Source organism: Niallia sp. Kr1, from assembly GCF_050389805.1.
Taxonomy (GTDB): domain Bacteria; phylum Bacillota; class Bacilli; order Bacillales; family Cytobacillaceae; genus Bacillus_BD.
Genome location: NZ_CP130945.1, coordinates 4,419,042 through 4,436,454, shown reverse-complemented (window position 1 = coordinate 4,436,454; position 17,413 = coordinate 4,419,042). Strand labels below are relative to the sequence as shown.

At 35.3% G+C, this 17,413-nt stretch carries 14 protein-coding genes and 1 riboswitch; of the genes, 6 read left to right on the top strand and 8 right to left on the bottom strand.

The window, feature by feature from the left end; genetic code table 11:
• Nucleotides 1–33 precede the first annotated feature (33 nt).
• The 6 genes from Q5760_RS21850 to Q5760_RS21825 all read right to left on the bottom strand — a co-directional run bounded on the left by Q5760_RS21850 (nucleotide 34) and on the right by Q5760_RS21825 (nucleotide 5,146).
• Nucleotides 34–900, bottom strand: a complete 867-nt coding sequence (locus Q5760_RS21850; protein ID WP_428909691.1) for an IS3 family transposase — start codon at nucleotides 898–900, stop codon at nucleotides 34–36.
• Nucleotides 884–1,426 (bottom strand): transposase, encoded by a 543-nt coding sequence (locus Q5760_RS21845; protein WP_428912658.1) that lies wholly within the window; start codon nucleotides 1,424–1,426, stop codon nucleotides 884–886. Before Q5760_RS21845 ends, Q5760_RS21850 begins: the two co-directional genes overlap by 17 nt.
• Nucleotides 1,427–1,597: 171 nt before the next feature.
• Nucleotides 1,598–2,050, bottom strand: a complete 453-nt coding sequence (locus tag Q5760_RS21840; RefSeq protein ID WP_428909690.1) for an Hsp20/alpha crystallin family protein — start codon at nucleotides 2,048–2,050, stop codon at nucleotides 1,598–1,600.
• A gap of 1,507 nt (nucleotides 2,051–3,557) precedes the next feature.
• A complete protein-coding gene (locus tag Q5760_RS21835; RefSeq protein ID WP_428909689.1) occupies nucleotides 3,558–3,884 on the bottom strand; it encodes a hypothetical protein in 327 nt (108 codons plus the stop codon).
• Between the two features lie 182 nt (nucleotides 3,885–4,066).
• Entirely contained in the window at nucleotides 4,067–4,750 is a 684-nt protein-coding gene (locus Q5760_RS21830) for a Crp/Fnr family transcriptional regulator (protein WP_428909688.1), read from the bottom strand.
• A gap of 66 nt (nucleotides 4,751–4,816) precedes the next feature.
• Nucleotides 4,817–5,146, bottom strand: a complete 330-nt coding sequence (locus Q5760_RS21825) for a DUF3307 domain-containing protein (protein WP_428909687.1) — start codon at nucleotides 5,144–5,146, stop codon at nucleotides 4,817–4,819.
• A gap of 106 nt (nucleotides 5,147–5,252) precedes the next feature.
• Here Q5760_RS21825 and Q5760_RS21820 point away from each other — a divergent pair, with 106 nt between their 5' ends.
• Nucleotides 5,253–6,533 carry an adenylate/guanylate cyclase domain-containing protein gene (locus Q5760_RS21820; RefSeq protein ID WP_428909686.1) on the top strand — a complete coding sequence of 427 codons (1,281 nt, stop codon included), beginning with the start codon at nucleotides 5,253–5,255 and terminating at the stop codon, nucleotides 6,531–6,533.
• A 46-nt stretch (nucleotides 6,534–6,579) separates the two neighbouring features.
• On the opposite strand, the gene Q5760_RS21815 is transcribed toward Q5760_RS21820, so the two are convergent.
• Nucleotides 6,580–8,727, bottom strand: a complete 2,148-nt coding sequence (locus tag Q5760_RS21815; RefSeq protein ID WP_428909685.1) for a leucine-rich repeat domain-containing protein — start codon at nucleotides 8,725–8,727, stop codon at nucleotides 6,580–6,582.
• A 566-nt stretch (nucleotides 8,728–9,293) separates the two neighbouring features.
• Nucleotides 9,294–9,384: riboswitch (cyclic di-GMP riboswitch) on the top strand.
• A gap of 43 nt (nucleotides 9,385–9,427) precedes the next feature.
• Between Q5760_RS21815 and Q5760_RS21810 the strand changes: the two genes are divergently transcribed.
• From Q5760_RS21810 to Q5760_RS21795, 4 genes are all read left to right on the top strand, one after another.
• Nucleotides 9,428–9,589 (top strand): hypothetical protein, encoded by a 162-nt coding sequence (locus Q5760_RS21810; RefSeq protein WP_428909684.1) that lies wholly within the window; start codon nucleotides 9,428–9,430, stop codon nucleotides 9,587–9,589.
• 204 nt (nucleotides 9,590–9,793) lie between these two features.
• On the top strand, nucleotides 9,794–10,096 hold the full coding sequence (locus Q5760_RS21805) for a glycine betaine ABC transporter substrate-binding protein (protein ID WP_428909683.1): 303 nt from the start codon (nucleotides 9,794–9,796) through the stop codon (nucleotides 10,094–10,096).
• Nucleotides 10,097–10,362: 266 nt separating this feature from the next.
• Entirely contained in the window at nucleotides 10,363–10,641 is a 279-nt protein-coding gene (locus tag Q5760_RS21800) for a hypothetical protein (RefSeq protein ID WP_428909682.1), read from the top strand.
• 15 nt (nucleotides 10,642–10,656) lie between these two features.
• Nucleotides 10,657–12,399, top strand: coding sequence for a TcaA NTF2-like domain-containing protein (locus Q5760_RS21795; RefSeq protein WP_428909681.1), 1,743 nt, complete (start codon nucleotides 10,657–10,659; stop codon nucleotides 12,397–12,399).
• Between the two features lie 110 nt (nucleotides 12,400–12,509).
• Here Q5760_RS21795 and Q5760_RS21790 read toward each other — a convergent pair whose 3' ends face one another.
• Nucleotides 12,510–14,000 carry a peptide MFS transporter gene (locus Q5760_RS21790; protein ID WP_428909680.1) on the bottom strand — a complete coding sequence of 497 codons (1,491 nt, stop codon included), beginning with the start codon at nucleotides 13,998–14,000 and terminating at the stop codon, nucleotides 12,510–12,512.
• 1,016 nt (nucleotides 14,001–15,016) lie between these two features.
• On the opposite strand from Q5760_RS21790, the gene Q5760_RS21785 reads away from it, so the two are divergent.
• The gene (locus Q5760_RS21785; protein ID WP_428909679.1) at nucleotides 15,017–17,317 is read left to right on the top strand and encodes an N-acetylmuramoyl-L-alanine amidase; all 2,301 of its coding nucleotides are present in this window, start codon (nucleotides 15,017–15,019) and stop codon (nucleotides 17,315–17,317) included.
• Nucleotides 17,318–17,413: the final 96 nt, after the last annotated feature.

The window sequence follows — 17,413 nt, the reverse complement described above, 5'->3', positions numbered from 1 at the left end:
TTCGGTGGCGACCCCTAAAAGTTAGAGTTTTTATTATGCAGCTGATTGGCTGGATTGAGTTCGGTATTCCACTGGACTTAGTCCAGCTAATTTTTCCTTTGATCGTTCATTGTTATACCAATAAATATACTCTTCTATTCTTCTTTTTAACTCTTCATAGCTTACTAGTTTTTCCCCATAATACATTTCTTGCTTTAAAATGCCAAAGAAATTCTCCATCGAAGCGTTGTCTGCACAGGTCGCTTTGCGTGACATACTTTGAAAAATTTTATTTTCCTTTAATGTCCTCACCCATCGGTAGTGCTGGTAATGCCACCCTTGATCCGAATGGATGGTAGTACGGTAGGATGCGTGATTCTTTATGATCTCAATCGCTTCGTCTAAAGGTTCCATGACCAGATCCAAAGTTGGGCGTTTCTTAATTCCAAACGAAATAATTTCCCCATCATAAAGATCAAGAATAGGATTTAAATACAATTTCTCATCGCCTAGACATTTGAATTCAGTAATGTCAGTTACTAATTTTTGAAGAGGAATAGGTGTGTAAAAACGACGAGATAGACGGTTTTTCGCTACCTTTCCAACCTTCCCCTTATAGGAATTGTATTTCCGGGATTTCCGCATAAACTTTACACATTTCAAACCTAGTTCTCGCATAAGTCGATACACTTTTTTATGGTTAACACGATGGCCTAATTTCTTTAATTCCTCTTTAATGCGTTTATAACCATAACGTTCATGAAATTTCTTAAATAAGTCAGAAATGAGCTCTTTTAGTTTCTTATCTGGGTCTTCTTTCCCCATATTTTTTACATGATAGTGATAAGTTGCTTCAGGAATACCCACCACAAGAAAAATATCCTTTAATCGGAATCCTTCTTCTTTAAGTTCGAATGCCAATTTTGCTTGTGCTTTTCGAGGAAGACATTCGGATTTCCCGAAAAGCTTTCAGCTTTTTTAGGTAAGCATTTTCTAATCTCAATAGTTCATTCTCACGTTCCAACTCTTCTTCACGCGATAACTTTTTTTCAACTTTATCCGTTTGTTTATTGGGTTTCTTAGACATAGAAGGTATCCCCTTTGACTTTGGTTTCAGGCCTTCTATTCCCTCTAATTGAAATAAATTTACCCAACTATTAATTAAGGATGGGCTATTCATGTTAAAGCGAATCGCAGTTTCTAAACAAGAAGCACCTGTTTCTTTGATAAATTGTACCGTACTTAACTTAAATTGAACAGAATACCTCTTCTTTGTCTTTCTCCTTTTTAAACCATCTCTACCCTGAGCCTCATATATTTTTACCCATTCATATATTCGATTTTTACTGCCCATATTATATTTTTTGGCCAATGATCCATAACTAAGATTCCCTTGTAAATATTCGGTAACAAGCTTAATTTTAAATTTCTCACTGTATTTAGCCATTAAAAACACCCCCGAAAGTTAGATTTTCTACTCTAACTTTCGGGGTGTTTTTTATTACGACAAAATATTGTGTTTATCCACGGGGCAAGGGACATTACGTACTTCAATCTTGTAAAAGTGAGAAGGGAGACAGGCAACTTCCAGTTTCTGAAATGTACCTGTCGCTCCATTTTAATCTAAGTAGATTTGCTTCCCCTTTATTTTAGGAATTGAAATTTGCAGCATTCCATTCTCGTAGGATGCTTTTACTTTCGTTTCACTAATAGGCTGTGGAAAAGGGATTGTTCTACTTGATCTTTGCCAAGATTGCTGACTCCTATATGTCTTTTGTTTATCGTCTTCCTCTGTTAATTCTTCGCGGGATTGGACGGAGATCGTTAAATAACGATCTAGAATATCAATTTCAATTTGTTCCTTTTTTACACCAGGTAATTCGGCTACAACTAGATACTCTGAGTCAGTTTCAGATGTCTTTACCTGAAAAAATGATTGAAATGGTAATGATTTGTTGAATAATTCATCAATTGATTGTAAAAATCCTTTCAATGGTTTTTCACCAAAAAAAGCATCAAATGGCTTCATTAATTCATTGAACGGATCTTTTTGCAACGGATCTTTATCCATAACTTAATTCCACCTTTCAGTAATGATTCAATATAATTTATGAGATCCTTCAGACGTAGGTTCCAAATTCGTTACACGAAATAGGAAATTTGTTATAGAAATGGAAAATAACCTAAGACTGGGGCAAAATCATATTTCCTCGAATCAAAGGGAATCAAATCAAAATTTCCTGGGAAAAGAAAGAGTATTTGTCGAAAAGAAGGAAACAGGGGGACGGTTCTGCGCGTTCCACTATCCAAATTTTCTTGTTTGGGTATTGGATCAAGACCAACCTGTGTTTTTACTACTTTTAAAGTTTATTGCAGGGTAACAATCGTTCTTGCACAAAAGATGAAGTTCCTATAATTGGAGGTTAAAACAAAACGTCAGAAAACCCATTGTTTTTATTGGATTGGTTTCGACGAGTTCAAACCTTTGTCTCATTACTTAATATTAGTGACTGTGTCTTTGAAAAGGAATAAAACGAACACCATCACAATTAAATAAGAAACAGCAGCAACTGCTTAAACTAAAACAAAACAAACAGCTAAACAACCGATCCCTGATGGAATTGTATTTTGCCGCAACTGCGGGAGCCAATACGATACATCCTATTCCGTTTGTCCGAGTTGTAAGACTGCTAGATAATCAGAAAACCCTATTCAATTGAAATTCTATTAACTTGGAGTATGAATGAGGGGAAATAAGTTAAGCTAGGTGATCAATTGAAGATACCTAGCTTCTTTTTGTATCCAATGAAAGTAATCTGAGAGCTAAAAGCTATCTGACAGAAGCTAAATACTTTCATGAATACATCTTAGTTACGAATGAATATGTTTCCAATTAAGAACACTAAAGGTGAATTTATCAAAGATAGAAGTTAACTGGAGTACCATGGTTTTTCCTTATGGTCAATTAGAAGGCTAGAAGAATTTCCTTCGAGGACGATTAAATAATTTAATAAAAAGTTGACCCTCCCTTGTCCGGAAAAATTTTATTCCAATTAATTTTAATGGGGTAATTACTTCCCTCATTTCAATTAGAGGCACTTATACTCACTCCCTTCATCCTAAAATATACTAATTATAATATTCACAACATTATTATACTACAAAGTATTTGAATATTTGAATCTTTCGTTTGCTATTATTCGACAGAATGCGAGATTTTCGCCGTAGATACGCACTAAAAATGTCGATAATCTTAGATAGAAGGACGTAGTAAAAAGTACTCTAAGTGATGAGGGAACATGGGGACAATTCTCATGCTTCACTAACCCTTTTTTAGGGTTAGAGTAGAGAATACTTGTTAATCAGATTATTGGTATTGTTCCTCAATAAAAGTTCCATCTTCTCTAGTATACTTTTTCATTACTAATAGTTTGTATTCTCCTAAAGCTTGTTCCATTTTGAATGTGATGTTTTTAAACGTCATAGAGAATACAAAAAACGCACATTGAGTAGTTTAGATCTATCAATGTGCGTTTTTTCGGACGTTCAGGTGAAACAGGCAGAACCGTCCCCATGTTTCACGCACGAACTCGTTTTTGTTGTTGTTTAGGTAGTCCACGGACCATTCTTCGTTTCATGCTTCTTCTCATTCGTTCTACGGTTTCGATGCTGACTTCAGGGCTTTCGTAAGCAAGGTAATAGATTTCTGTCATGCGTCCCGTATAATAGTCTGATAGTAACCAAAAGTACATCAAGCGAATATGTAATAGACAGCGCTCTGCTTGAGCTTGGGTGATGGAATGTTTTTGAAAGTCTAATTTTACTCGGTACGCCTGAAGGACAAACCAGTTGATGGTTTGAAAAACTAAAAATGCAATAATAATTCCTGTAATAACTTGTTCCACTTTACATCATCCTTTTCTATGAATTTTTATAAAAGTTATGTAGGTACTATGAATTCCTTATCTCTAGGTTTATTATCACAAAATGTTCGCTTTCATTCTGTAGTCCAAATTACAAAAAGTTCAATAAAATAAAAAAAATGAGGCGATCTGAAAATGCAAAGCACATTCGAGATCGCCTCCAATCAATCTTCTTGTATGAGTTGTTCAAATTGGGAGAAATCCTTGATGATCATTTTCCTGTTTTTCATGATGATCCATCCCTCTTGCTGCCATTCCGCTAGTATTTTCGACACCGTTTCGCGGACGGCACCGATTAAATCGGCCATTTGTTGATGGGTGATTTTATAATCAATGAATACACCTTCGCTTGTTTGAATTCCGTAGTCTTGAACGAGCTGTAAAATTAATCGATGGATACGTGTTCTGACGTCTAAAAAGGTAATGCTCTGGATTTTTTCATTGGCTCTTCGTAGTTTCTCCATCGTTAGACTTAGTAACTTAATCGCCAACTCTGGCTTTTTGTGCAGCAAAGAAGTCATGTCTTTTTCCCTCAATTGAAGCAAGTTTGTCTTTTCTAATGCAACTGCAGAGGCAGACCTACTATTATGAGGGTCCAACATCGCCATCTCTCCGAAAAAATCCCCTTTATGAAGCAAGGCAAGGATCGATTCCTTTCCATTTGTGAGTCGATAGATTTTAACCCTTCCTTGTTTAATGAGATAGGACTCCGTCCCCACATCTCCTTCATGAAAAATATGTTGCCCTTTTTTGACCTCTTTTTCAATCAAAAGGGGAGAAAGTAACTGATATTCATGGTCTTCCAGTCCTTGAAAAAAAGGTATTTTTTTAATAAATGTAAGATCCATCTCTGTTAACTCCTATAATCATAGTTTCATATAGGATTATATCAAAAGAAACAGGACTTTTGACTCTTAATGCATCATCATAAAGAGAAGAAGTTGAAGGATGTGGATGAATTGATCAATATAAAGTCCCGTCCGCAGTGGGTCTGCCTTTTTGTAAAATAAAGCAGGTTTTGCCTTCAAATAGTCAGCTAAGGCATGTAGGGAAAATAACAATCCTAAGTCGATAAAGGTAATCGTATATCCTATTAAATAGCCTGCAGCCGCGATACACCCTGTCCAAATGAAGCAATGAACGAATAGAAGATAGGGGTACTTTCCTTTATGAGTGGACAGAAATGAGCCTTGAAGCGGAAAATCTCCCATGAAATGAGCAAATAACAGAATGAAGAAGCTCATGAATAAACACATCCTTCTAGAATTAGCCCTCATCATTATGTATGATAAAAGGAGGAGTTTTCCGTAATCTGGATTACAAAAGGATGAATTTTTAAGGTGAAAATACATGAATAATCAAGATTTATTGCGAGGAGCAAAAAAATTAAGATTTCCTGACTTAATTGAGCGAGAGTTTATTAGGGAATATGACAGAAAGACAGTTAGCTATGGGAAATGGTTGATCCCTTTAGCCTTTGTGGCAACCTTATCTCTTGTTTTATTAGACTTTTTATCATTTGGTGAAAAGCAACAAACCATTATAATGATACGGCTCCTATCTTTTGCTTTTTTTCCAATTGCTTATTTACTAAACTGCTTTCCTCGATTTGCCAAGTATTCGTATCTGTATAATTCGATGATATTAATTACGATTAGTATTGGCTACGAACTGATTTTAGCCATGATTTCCCCGGAAGAACGTGCCTATCAATACTATTTTGTTGGGGTCTTTCTCTTAATAGCTGTAACCTATACAACAGCTAGACTTCGTTTTTATTATGCGAATATCGTGGCTGCCATCATCGTGGTTCCTTTTGTTTATGTGACGATGTTTCAAAATGAAAACTATTACGACCCAATAGCAAGAGGTGTACTAATCAATATTTATATTATTATTGGTTATTTTATAATTCTTTGTGCGATGACAGGTTATTTCATAGAATACTCAAATCGGAGAGAATTTGTTCATTTGAAAATGGTAGAAAAAGAGAAGGTAAAGTCAGAGAATCTATTGGCTAATATTTTACCAAAGCATATTACAGAAGAATTGTTGCAAGAAAGCATTATTGTGACAGAAAAACATTCGAATGTCACTGTCCTTTTCGCGGATTTGGTTGGATTCACTGAATTCACAAGGACCATTGATAGTGATAAACTAATCCTTTATTTGAATCGGATTTTTTCCTATTTTGATGATTTAACGGAGCGGTATGGCTTGGAGAAAATTAAGACGATTGGGGACAACTATATGGTGGCTTCTGTTGGGAGAGAACCACATTCACCTCAAGATGCAGCAGAACGAATGGCTAGATTAGCATTGGAGATGCAGAGATATATTACTAGAATAAGCAAACAATCTCATTATCCTTTAACGTTACGAATAGGAATTCATTCAGGACCGATTATAGCAGGAGTCATCGGGAAGAAGAAATTCACCTACGACATATGGGGAGACACCGTTAACATCGCTTCTCGAATGGAATCCGAAGCGATTGATGGGACTATTCAAGTAACACAAACCACTTATCAACTGCTTGATGAATCCTTTCAGTTCCAGGAGAGAGGAATGATAGAAGTAAAAGGGATTGGTAAAGTTAGAGCTTATGTTTTAGTCGGTACGTCACAGTGATACCTGAATAAAAGAAACACCGGAACCATCCGGTGTTTCTTGATTACTATAAACCTTTTCTTCGTTGCATATATAAAAGTAACAATCCTGCTATTAGAATAATTGTTCCGAAAAGTAAAAAGTTATAGATCGGGGTTGCAGTATTTGGTAGTTTTTCTCCATCGCTGCTACCTTCGTTTTTATTTTGAGGATTGGAAACTGTTTGATCAATAGCGTTCTGGTTTGCTTCGGTTGTTTCTACTTTTGTTTCATCAAAAGTTGAGTCGACCGTTGATGATTTAGAATCATTCTCTTCCAATTCTTGATCTGAATCTTGTTTAGTTTCCGAAATTGGATTTTGAGCATTGACCTCATTATTTTTATTATTCTCTTCCAATTCTTTATCTGGATCTTGTTTAGAATCCGTGATTGGGTCTTGAGTATTGACCTTATTATCCGGCGATTCAAAAACGGTAAAGATACTAAAATGGTTGGTTTCTACGGACACTTTTCCATCTTTATAAACAGCACCTGGAACCAATTCCCATTCACTCAATTCCTCATTAAAATAGAAAACTTTTAGATGATCAGGGTTAGTAACTTTTGTTTCATCTACATTAAATACAAGTGTGATTGGTTCGTTAAACTGATGAACAGATTCTCCGTCTGCATAAATGGTGAAATCGTATACGTCACTAACAGCATTTTCAACTGTATCTAACTTTTTAACTACAGTCGAAATTTCTTTTGTTTCTGGTAAATTCGAAAGCGGTATTTTAAGCTCAACCTTGTTGTTCTTCACTTCAAGGGAAGCACCTTTTTCTTTTAAAGTCGTAATTTGTTCAGCTGTAAGTGTAACCTTTGCAGTTTCTTCTTCATGAAGATCCACAATAAGTGTGTCACCTGCTTCTAATTTTTCGATTGTATTTTGTTCTATTTTTGCAATACCCTTTTCAATTGTTGGCTTAATAACGACCGATTTTGGTTCCATCCCACCACGACCGATATCGTCTGGTAAATAGTCAACAAAAATATCTTTATCTTCTAATACCTTAATAGCGTCTTGTGCTGAAGAATATAGCGGGTTGTCAACAACATCAACATACATTAAGGAATCCAACTCAGTTAAGTTATCAAGACTAGATATCTTATTGCTATTAGCAACTAATAACTCCAATTTATCAAAACTCTTTAAAGGTGAAAGATCTGAGATTTGGTTTTCTGAAATAAATAGTTGCTGTAAATTCGGGAGGGTGCCCAATGGTGCTAGATTTGAAATTTTGTTTTGATCTAAAAATAATACTTCGAGTTTATCCATCCCTTTTAAAGGTGATAAATTTGAAATTTGATTTTCTGCTAAAGTCAATTGAACCAAGTTAGAAAGACCCATTAGAGCCGAAATGTCAGTTAAACCATTATCCCATAAATGGAGATATTTTAAATTTGTTAGTTTCGAAATACTAGCAAGTTCTTCATGTGATACGTTCGTTTGGTTTAAGTTAAGATATTCTAAGTTTGTTAAATTGGATAAAATAGAAAGATCCGAAATATCATTATCCCCAATGTATAAACTCTCTAATTTAGGTAGTTTTGATATAGGAGTCAAGTCAGTAATATGATTTCCATCTAATGTCAAACTTTTTAAATTGACTGCCTTTTCCAGACCTTCTAATGACGTGATATCAGCATTAGATAAGTATAATTCCTCAATACTTTCAATATCACTGTCTACTAATGGTTTATGCATGTCGAGATTTCCAATGTGATTTCTAACTTCATATTCCAAGGCTGTATCCTTGAAATATGGGCGAGCAAATGTCTTCGTGCTTTGAGCAAGCTCTGTAGCGACAGATTCCCCATTTATGTATGTATCAATATTAAAGATATACTCTGTATTTGGAATTAAACCCTCAATTGTAATATCCTGTGGCGAACCCTCATAAGCTATAACTTTATGAAATTGTCCATCAGAGTTTGGAACAGTTGAAATGTGATATTCTACTTGATCATCAGCATCTACATTGCCTATTAGCTCTAAGCTAAGATGAATCGTTGTATCTGTTGGGTTGAAATGATTAACCTCCATATAATATGTAGTTTCTTGGGTCTCCTCTGACCCATTCCCTTCCTCTGCTCTAACAGAAGTCAGTGGCAGCAGCAATGACAAAACTAGAGAAAAAGCTGCTAAAACCTTAATCAATTTGTACTTATACATAGCTATCCCCTTTCAAATGTGTGTAGAAAAATATATTTTCTAAAATTAGTATACTAGTATACCATAGAAATAGTTCTTTTGTTATAGTTTGTTACTATTTTGGTAGTAAAAAAGCAGATAGTAAGTCAGGTGATGCATTGAATCTAAATAGTCAATTGGCGTATACCCTTTATAAGTAACATACTTAGTGCCTGAATATCTGTGAGAGAAAAAGTATCTTTTGATATTTTTAAAAATTTATCACCGGATGGATAAAAAATTAGTATAAAATAATGCGTGGTAACGAGAGGTGTTTTACACTGTTTCATTTAGACTCTTTAACTATGATAGTTCCTTGAAAGAAGGGGTTATAACCATCGGATGTTGTGATTGATTACCAATGTAACCTTTGGAATCCTTTTGTTAAGATATAATTTTTTTGCCAATTTCTAATGGTAAAAAATAGAGAAACTTGAATAAAAATCCCCATTATTTTTTATAAAATATTCAAAATAGTACTTTTTCCTCTTTCTCGCAAGTTAAATAATGTATTAAATGGAAATATATAGGTATTTGTTAACATAAATCGTACGAAATGGCAAAACTATTGAAAAATAGTGACGCAAAGCTAAAGGGGCTAAAGGGCTAAAGTTGACTCAATGCTCGCCAGCTATCGAATACGACTCCTGCGATTTATGTATAATCACAAGGAGGGATCTATATGTTAGATAAGGCGTTATACATTTGGCATTCAATGAAATCCAGACATTATGAAGAACTAGTAAACGATTGTTTATCGGAATCATTAAGAAGTAAACTTATCATTAAAGCAAACTATCATCGAGAATTAGCTACAGTATATAGTACCACCATATCAATTTAAGAGTAAAAAGAGGGTATCTCAAAATCGGCTTATGCCCTTCTTGATCGGTTTCATTGGGAACTATCTGACATGGAATCAGCTTTGTTAAATGCTCAGGAAAAAAAGATTGATGAAGTAGCCAAGGAATGGGTAGATGAAAATCAGGAAACCGTCGCATAGTGGACAGAAGGAATTGAACCCGTAGATGGAACTTCCATTGAATTAGTGTTCACACCTTGGGATGATGGGACGTTTTCTGCAAATGTAGCAAAGATTGTTTTGGAACAACAAGGATTTAATGTCTCGATTACACCGGTTGATCCAGCGGTCTTGTTTAAGTCCATCGCAACAAGTGATGCAGATGCCACTCTATCACCATGGCTACCAGCCACACATGGCGAAATATATGCCCAGTACGAAGGTGAATATGAAAACCTCGGACCAAAATTCACAGGTGCCAGAATCGGATTAGCCGTACCAGTATATATGGACATTGACTCGATAGAAGATTTAGAACCGAAAAAATAATTATTATTTCAAATAGAGAGAGGGAGATAAAAGTCCCTCTCTCTATTTGTTAATAGGGGAGAGCCAGAGAGATAGGTTCCTTGACTCATTATATGTCAAAGGACCTATCCCTCTGGCTCTCTTTCTCCCCGGTGGCATAGTACCCCTGTTTCACAGATTTTAACAGACTTGGTACCTATTTATTTATTTATTTCTGTATTGGAGGTTATATAGTAATATAGTAATAGAATGTTGATAGAAAGAACTATTTTGGAGGATGAAGGGTTATGAAAAGTTGGGGTCGATTGTTATTATTTTTTCTTTTATTGGTTGTTTTAGCGGCTTGTAATCAAGAGCAGTCAGCATCATCGTCAAGTGCTGATCGTAAAAATACCGCCGCAGAGCCGGTTTTATGGTTAGTGAAAACAACAAGCTCTGATGGAATGATTGGCGATCTTTATGTGAAATACGGAAAAGCAGAGGTTGAAAAAATGGCTAGCGATGTTTCAGTGGGTTCGCAAATCGCTAACTATGATGGAACAAAGGTCTTATTTTTAGATAATTAACAACAGTTATATTACATGGAAAAAGGGAAGGAAAAGGAGAAAATTGGTTCCGATGTTTCAGAATGGTCCTATTCTTTTTCTAGCGATGGAAGCAAGGTATTCTATTTAACTACCGATAGTAGTCTTTATATGAAAAAAGCAGGTGAAGACCGTACAAAACTTGCTAGTGATGTTTATGAATATAAACTAGCAGCGGATGAGGAATCAATCTATGTCCTAGACGCGGAAAATGAGCTTTCGACTATCACATTTAAGGACGAGACCGAGACGGAAGTGGCGTCGGATGTTATATCCTTTACGGTATCAGATCATGCCATCGTTTATACCAATAAAGACGGAATGCTTTATAAAGTACATGCCGAGGGTGAAAAAGAAAAACTGTCTAAAATGGAGATTGTGTCACCGGACGTTTCATATGATACAAGTACGATCACGTATTTAGAAGAATATAATTTTGAAAAAGGCTATGGCGAATTATATATTCAATTTGAAAACGGCGAAAGAGAAAAGGTAGCATCTGACATATCGGAACAACTTTTAACACCAGATGGATCGAAAGTTTACTATATTACAAGTGATGATATTTTAAATGTTTATCATGTTGATAAAAAAGAAAAGGTAAAACTAGGTTCTGATGTAGAGAGCTATCGAGTGGATGAAGACCATCTCGTTTATTTAAATCATGATGGAGACCTTTATCAATCAAATGGAAATGGTGAACCTGTTAAAGTAGGGACAGACATTGAAGAGTACGGATTATTGGGTAAAGGCGATGTGTACTTTTTAACAAAAGATAAGAATTTATTTTTCCAAGAAAAAGGAAAAGAAAAAACAAAAGCAATATCCGATATTGAAAACCTTTATGTCAGAAATGGATTCTTTTACTATTTAACTATGGATAACAAGATCGGATATTTAACGGCTGATGGGGAAAAGCCCGAAGTGTTATTAGAAGAACTACAGGATTACTCAATCATTTACGCTGAGGAGTATTTGCTTTATCAAAAACAGTTAAAATTAGCGGATTTAAAAGGCTATTGGTTTAATGCGAAGTATAATTTCTTTTTATCCATAACTCCTACTGATGATGAACAAGCAACTTTGGGATTTTACGATAGCTCGTATGAAGACGAAACAACAATCACATTAAATTATGCTGGAGAGAATTCTCTTTCAGTAAGTGACGAATATGGCAGTATGGAAATTAAATTAATCAATCCAAAGACCATCGAAATATACGCCGATGGAGAAACACAGACATTTACACAATCCAATGAGGATGCATTAGTGAAAATGCGCAAGAAAGATGTTGCGTCCGATGACAGGTATATAGAAAAAGAAACAGATTTACTAGAGGAAGTTTCTTCAAATGGCTCTGAAGGCGCAGCGACATCGGTGTCTAGAGAACAAGTATCCGAACTTGTATCCAATTATATTGAACTGCTGATTGATGCAATTGAATATAACGAATTCTCATTAGTTGAGCCAACCTTAATTCCGGATAGTGCGTTGTATAGCATGCAGAAAGACCTCGTGAAAAATTTAAACAGTAAAGGGATTACGGAAGATTTATTAAACTATAATGTTCTCGATGTAAGAGAAGGCGTTTTGCCAGGAGAATTCAAAGTAGACACCTACGAAGTAGCAGAAATCTTTTACTCAGACGGTACTTCTGAGATCCAAGAATATTACTGGACCTATACTGTGATAGCAAACGACGATGTCATTGGGTTAAGTGATATAGAAAAGACGAAATAGAAGCGGTCATAGTGACTCGCGAACGGTCAATCAAACGTTTGATTAATATGTTTGTTCTTGATCTCAATAAAAAAACTGCCATGAGCAAAACATGGCAGTTTTCTTTATCTCTATTTAATCCCCTTCATATGCGCAGAAATCTTCGGAGCTAACAAAAAGAGGATAATACTTAGTACAATGGCTACTCCACCAATTGTACCGAAGTACGCCATTTCAGTTTCTGGTGTATAGAATTTTACAAGTTGTGCGTTAATCCCTTGAGCTGCAGAACTAGATAAGAACCATAAACTCATCGTTTGTGCAGAGAAAGCTTCTGGAGCTAATTTTGTTGTGGCAGAAAGACCAACTGGAGATAAACATAATTCTCCAAGTACAACAATCAGATAACTTAGAACAAGCCAGATTGGACTTACTAATGAATCCGTTCCAGCAAAGTAACCTGGGATTAGAATAACCAGGAAGGATAGACCAGCGAATAGGATTCCTAAAGAGAATTTCTTTGGAACGGATGGCTGACGATCCCCTAGTTTCACCCACAGCCATGCAAATACTGGTGCTAAAATAATAATAAATAATGGGTTCAATGATTGGAACCAAGCAGGTGATAACGTAATCCCTAAAAATTCTAATTGTGTTCGTTTATCTGCATAGCTAGCAAGGATAGTAGAGCCTTGTTCTTGAATGGCCCAGAACATAACCGCTGCAATGAATAATGGAATGTAAGCAATTAAACGTGAACGTTCAACAGCTGTTGTTTTTGGACTGCGATACATCACAGTAAAATAAACGATAGGAATTAAAATTCCAAGAATACCAACAAGTATAGTAAAGCTATCAAAGGTTAAAAGACCAGTCGGAATACCAATTGCTACGAGTAGAACTACAACTAAAGTGCCTATTCCAATTTGTGTATAAACCTTTTTCTTTTCATCAGGTGACAGTGGATTTGCTACATACGTACCGGCAAGTCCAAGATTCTTCTTTCTTGTGGTCACAAATTGAACCAATCCGATAAACATACCGACAGCAGCAACAGCGAAACCTAAATGGAAACTAGTATCCATTAGAGCACCGACAATTAATGGGGCAAGAAAACCACCAAGGTTAATTCCCATATAGAAAATACTAAATCCTGAATCACGACGCTGATCTTCCTCGCTATAGATATCTCCAACAACACTGGAAACGTTTGGTTTTAAAAGACCTGTACCAAGAATAATAAGGACCATTGAAATAAAGAATAATGAAACATTTCCAGGTATTGCTAAAGCAATATGACCAAGCATAATTAAAATTCCACCATAGAAAATGGCTTTTTGCGTCCCGAAGATCCGGTCAGCTAACCAACCACCAATGATCCCTGACATGTAAACGAGAGAACCATAAATGGACATAATCGATAATGCCGTTGTTTCCGGCAGACCTAAACCGCCTTCTGAAACTTCATAATAAATATAAAAGACAAGGATCGCTCTCATCCCATAGTACGAGAAACGTTCCCAAAACTCTGTGAAAAATAGGGTAAACAAGCCTTTAGGATGTCCAAAGAATCCTTTTTGCGGCACGCTTTCCACAATTTTCTGTTTATTGAAATTAGACACAGTGTAACCTCCTTTAAAATATACTATTCCAGTATAATTTTTAGAAAGTTATTTATCAAGGTGTGCAATAATTGTTCGATTAGTAAGAGTTTGCTTGTAATTTAAAAATTTGAAATTGTGATTATTGATATATTAATATAATAACGTTTAGTGATATAAAGCTTTTTAGTGTTAAACATATATAACTGTCAAAAAGGCAAGAGCACCTTTCGCTTCTTGCCTTTTATATAAAAAAGGATTATCCAGGGGTTCATTGAAATTAGCGAGACACTGGACCCAACGATTAAAACGAAGAGTATAATCGTGTTAACTGTTTTATCCTTATAATAATTAAATGAAACAAAAAAAGCTGAACGTCTATTTATTGCATCTTGTTGCGGTATCAAGCAATTCCGCTTTATTAACAGTTTCAGGTTTCGATGGCATTTCAACCGCCAAACGAGCTGTGTTTTCATACAAACTTGAAAACTTGTATTAAATTTATCCATTTCAAGTCCTTGTTGATAATAGGATAGGGCAAGTTCGGGGTCCCCAGCTTTTTCAGCCAGCGACCGAGCCATTTGGTAATGTTGAGAATTGTTCGGCTCCGGGCTAATAACATGTTCCATCAATTCCATTCATTTAGGATCGTTCTTTTAAAGATGTAAATGAATTAAATTCCATTGATAAGATGTGTTGAACGGATCATAGGAAACCACTAGATAATCTAATTAAAATAGTATATATATAATAGCAACACCTTATAGTACTATATTTGTATCGATTAAAGGATTGTTTAGTGTTTATTAGAATGGACTCACCATTATCATTAATAAAGTAAAAATAACATTCTTTTATATTTTCAAGGCAGGTTGTCTCCTACTAATATAATAAGGTCGACATTAAGTATTTTTACTTATAATAAATAGATAAAATATATAGTCTTTTTACCCATTTTTTATGCTAGACTAATAGGTAGAGTGCAAAGAATGTCGATTAAACATTTATTTTGTAAATCAAGAAAAGGGAGTAGGATGATGCAAAGAAAGTTGCTTTTATTAGTTAGTGTATTATTAATGAGTTTTGTGCTAGTTTTACCCGCAAACCACTCATATGCACAAGAACGTATAGAGGAAGTTGAAGAGTTTGGTTCTAATAACGAACAAAACAAACTTGATAATCCCATTGAAGAGATTTCTACCCAGGAAGCACAAGAAACGATTTCGAATGAATCCTTAAATTCCTCGAAGGAATTGTCAGAAGGGGAATTGTTAGAAGACGAATTCGAAGAGGAAATGAAAGATAATGAATCAACTTCTGAGGTAGACAGTGAAATTAATTCTGTTAAGACAATGGAACTAAATCCACTGGTGAAACAAGCAAATCCTATTATTAAATATAGCACTCATGTACAAGGGATAGGATGGCAGAACGAGGTTTCAAATGGAAAGTTATCAGGAACACAAGGAGAGAAAAAGAGATTAGAAAGTATTCAAATTGCCATTGATAATGGGAAAGAACTAGGAATAGGAGTTAAATATTCAACAAATATTGAAGGAATAGGCTGGACTGGATATGTATACGATGGTTCAAAAAGCGGTACTGTTGGAAAAGCTAAACGATTAGAAGCTATAAAGATAGAATTAACCGGTAAAAATGCTTCAAATTATGATATTTATTATCGTGTTCATGCACAAACCTTCGGTTGGTTGAGTTGGGCAAAAAATGGTGAACCGTCCGGTACCGAAGGATTAGAGAAAAGACTTGAAGCGATTGAGATTATTATAGTTGAAAAAAGTGAAGATGCTCCAGGGTCAACTGAAAAACCATTTTTCACTAAACCATCAGTAGTTTATACAACACATGTTCAAACCTACGGATGGTTAGATAAGGTCAAGAACGGAAAAATGAGTGGGACTATTAGCCAAGGGAAGCGTTTAGAGGCAATTAAGATTGATATACAAAATGCTAATTTTGATGGAAATATTAGTTACACAACACATGTACAATCCTCTGGTTGGTTAGATTATGTTTCTAATGATAAATCCTCAGGGACAGTGGGGAAAGGTAAAAGACTAGAAGCTATTAAAATTAAATTAAACGGAGAAATGGCTAAGTACTTTGATGTATATTACCGAGTACATGCTCAAACATTTGGTTGGTTAGATTGGACTAAGAATGGTGAGCCTGCAGGTACCGAAGGATTAGCAAAACGACTAGAAGCAATTGAAATTGTTCTAGTTAATAAAGGCGGAAAAGCTCCGGGAGCAACCGAGAAACCGTTTTTGACACATCCATCTGTTTCTTATACAACACATATACAATCGTTTGGATGGGGAAAAACTGTAAGTGATGGAACAGCTAGTGGGACAGTTGGTCTAGCAAAAAGGTTGGAAGCTATAAAGATTAATTTAAAGGATTCTCCTTTTGATGGAGATATTGTATATTCTACGCACGTACAAAGTTATGGATGGTTAAAAAATGTAACTAATGGCGGTTTATCCGGTAAAACGGGTGAAAGTAAACGTTTAGAAGCCATTCAAATAAAACTAACAGGTGAAATTGCTAAGTATTATGATATTTATTATCGAGTACATGCCCAAACGTTTGGTTGGTTAGGATGGGCAAAGAATGGAATGAAAGCTGGGTCGGAGGGACACGCTAAACGCTTAGAAGCTATTGAAATAAATTTAGTTCCTAAGGGAGAAGGAAAACCAGTTAATACAAGAAGTGCATTTAAACGACCATTGACAGTATTTTTAGATCCGGGTCATGGTGGTACTGATTCGGGTGCAGTTGGTGGCGGCTATAAAGAGGCTAGCTTAAATTTAGTGGTTGCCAATAAGACTGCATCATTATTAAGAGCTAAAGGATATACGGTTTATATGTCTCGTACTGGAAACACTACAGTAGGTTTATATGAACGCCCTCAAATGGCTAATGACCTGGATGCTAATATTTTTGTTAGTCTTCATCATAATTCATCAGTGACTGCTGGTCCATATGGAATTGAATCTTATTATTATAAATATAAAAAGGAATATCCTTCAAAAATTAACGAAAGTATGCACAACGATCCTGAACGTGTTTCGAAGAGTAAAACATTAACTAATTTAATTCACGATAAAATGGTTGAATATACAGGTGCAAAAAATCGAGGTACAGATGGGTCTTCTTTTGCAGTTATACGAGAATCAGAAATGCCTGCCACTCTTTTAGAATTAGGATATATTAATAATGCAAGTGAACGTAAGAAATTAGTAACAAGTTCTTATCAAAATAAATTGGCAAAGGCTATTGCCGATGGAATTGCAGAGTATTTTGAAATGTATTATTAGGAATCTTTTTTGATTAAATGAAAAGACTGAAATTACCTAGTGTAATTTCAGTCTTTTTGAAATGTCTTAAACTATTGCACCCTAGTATTCACTAAT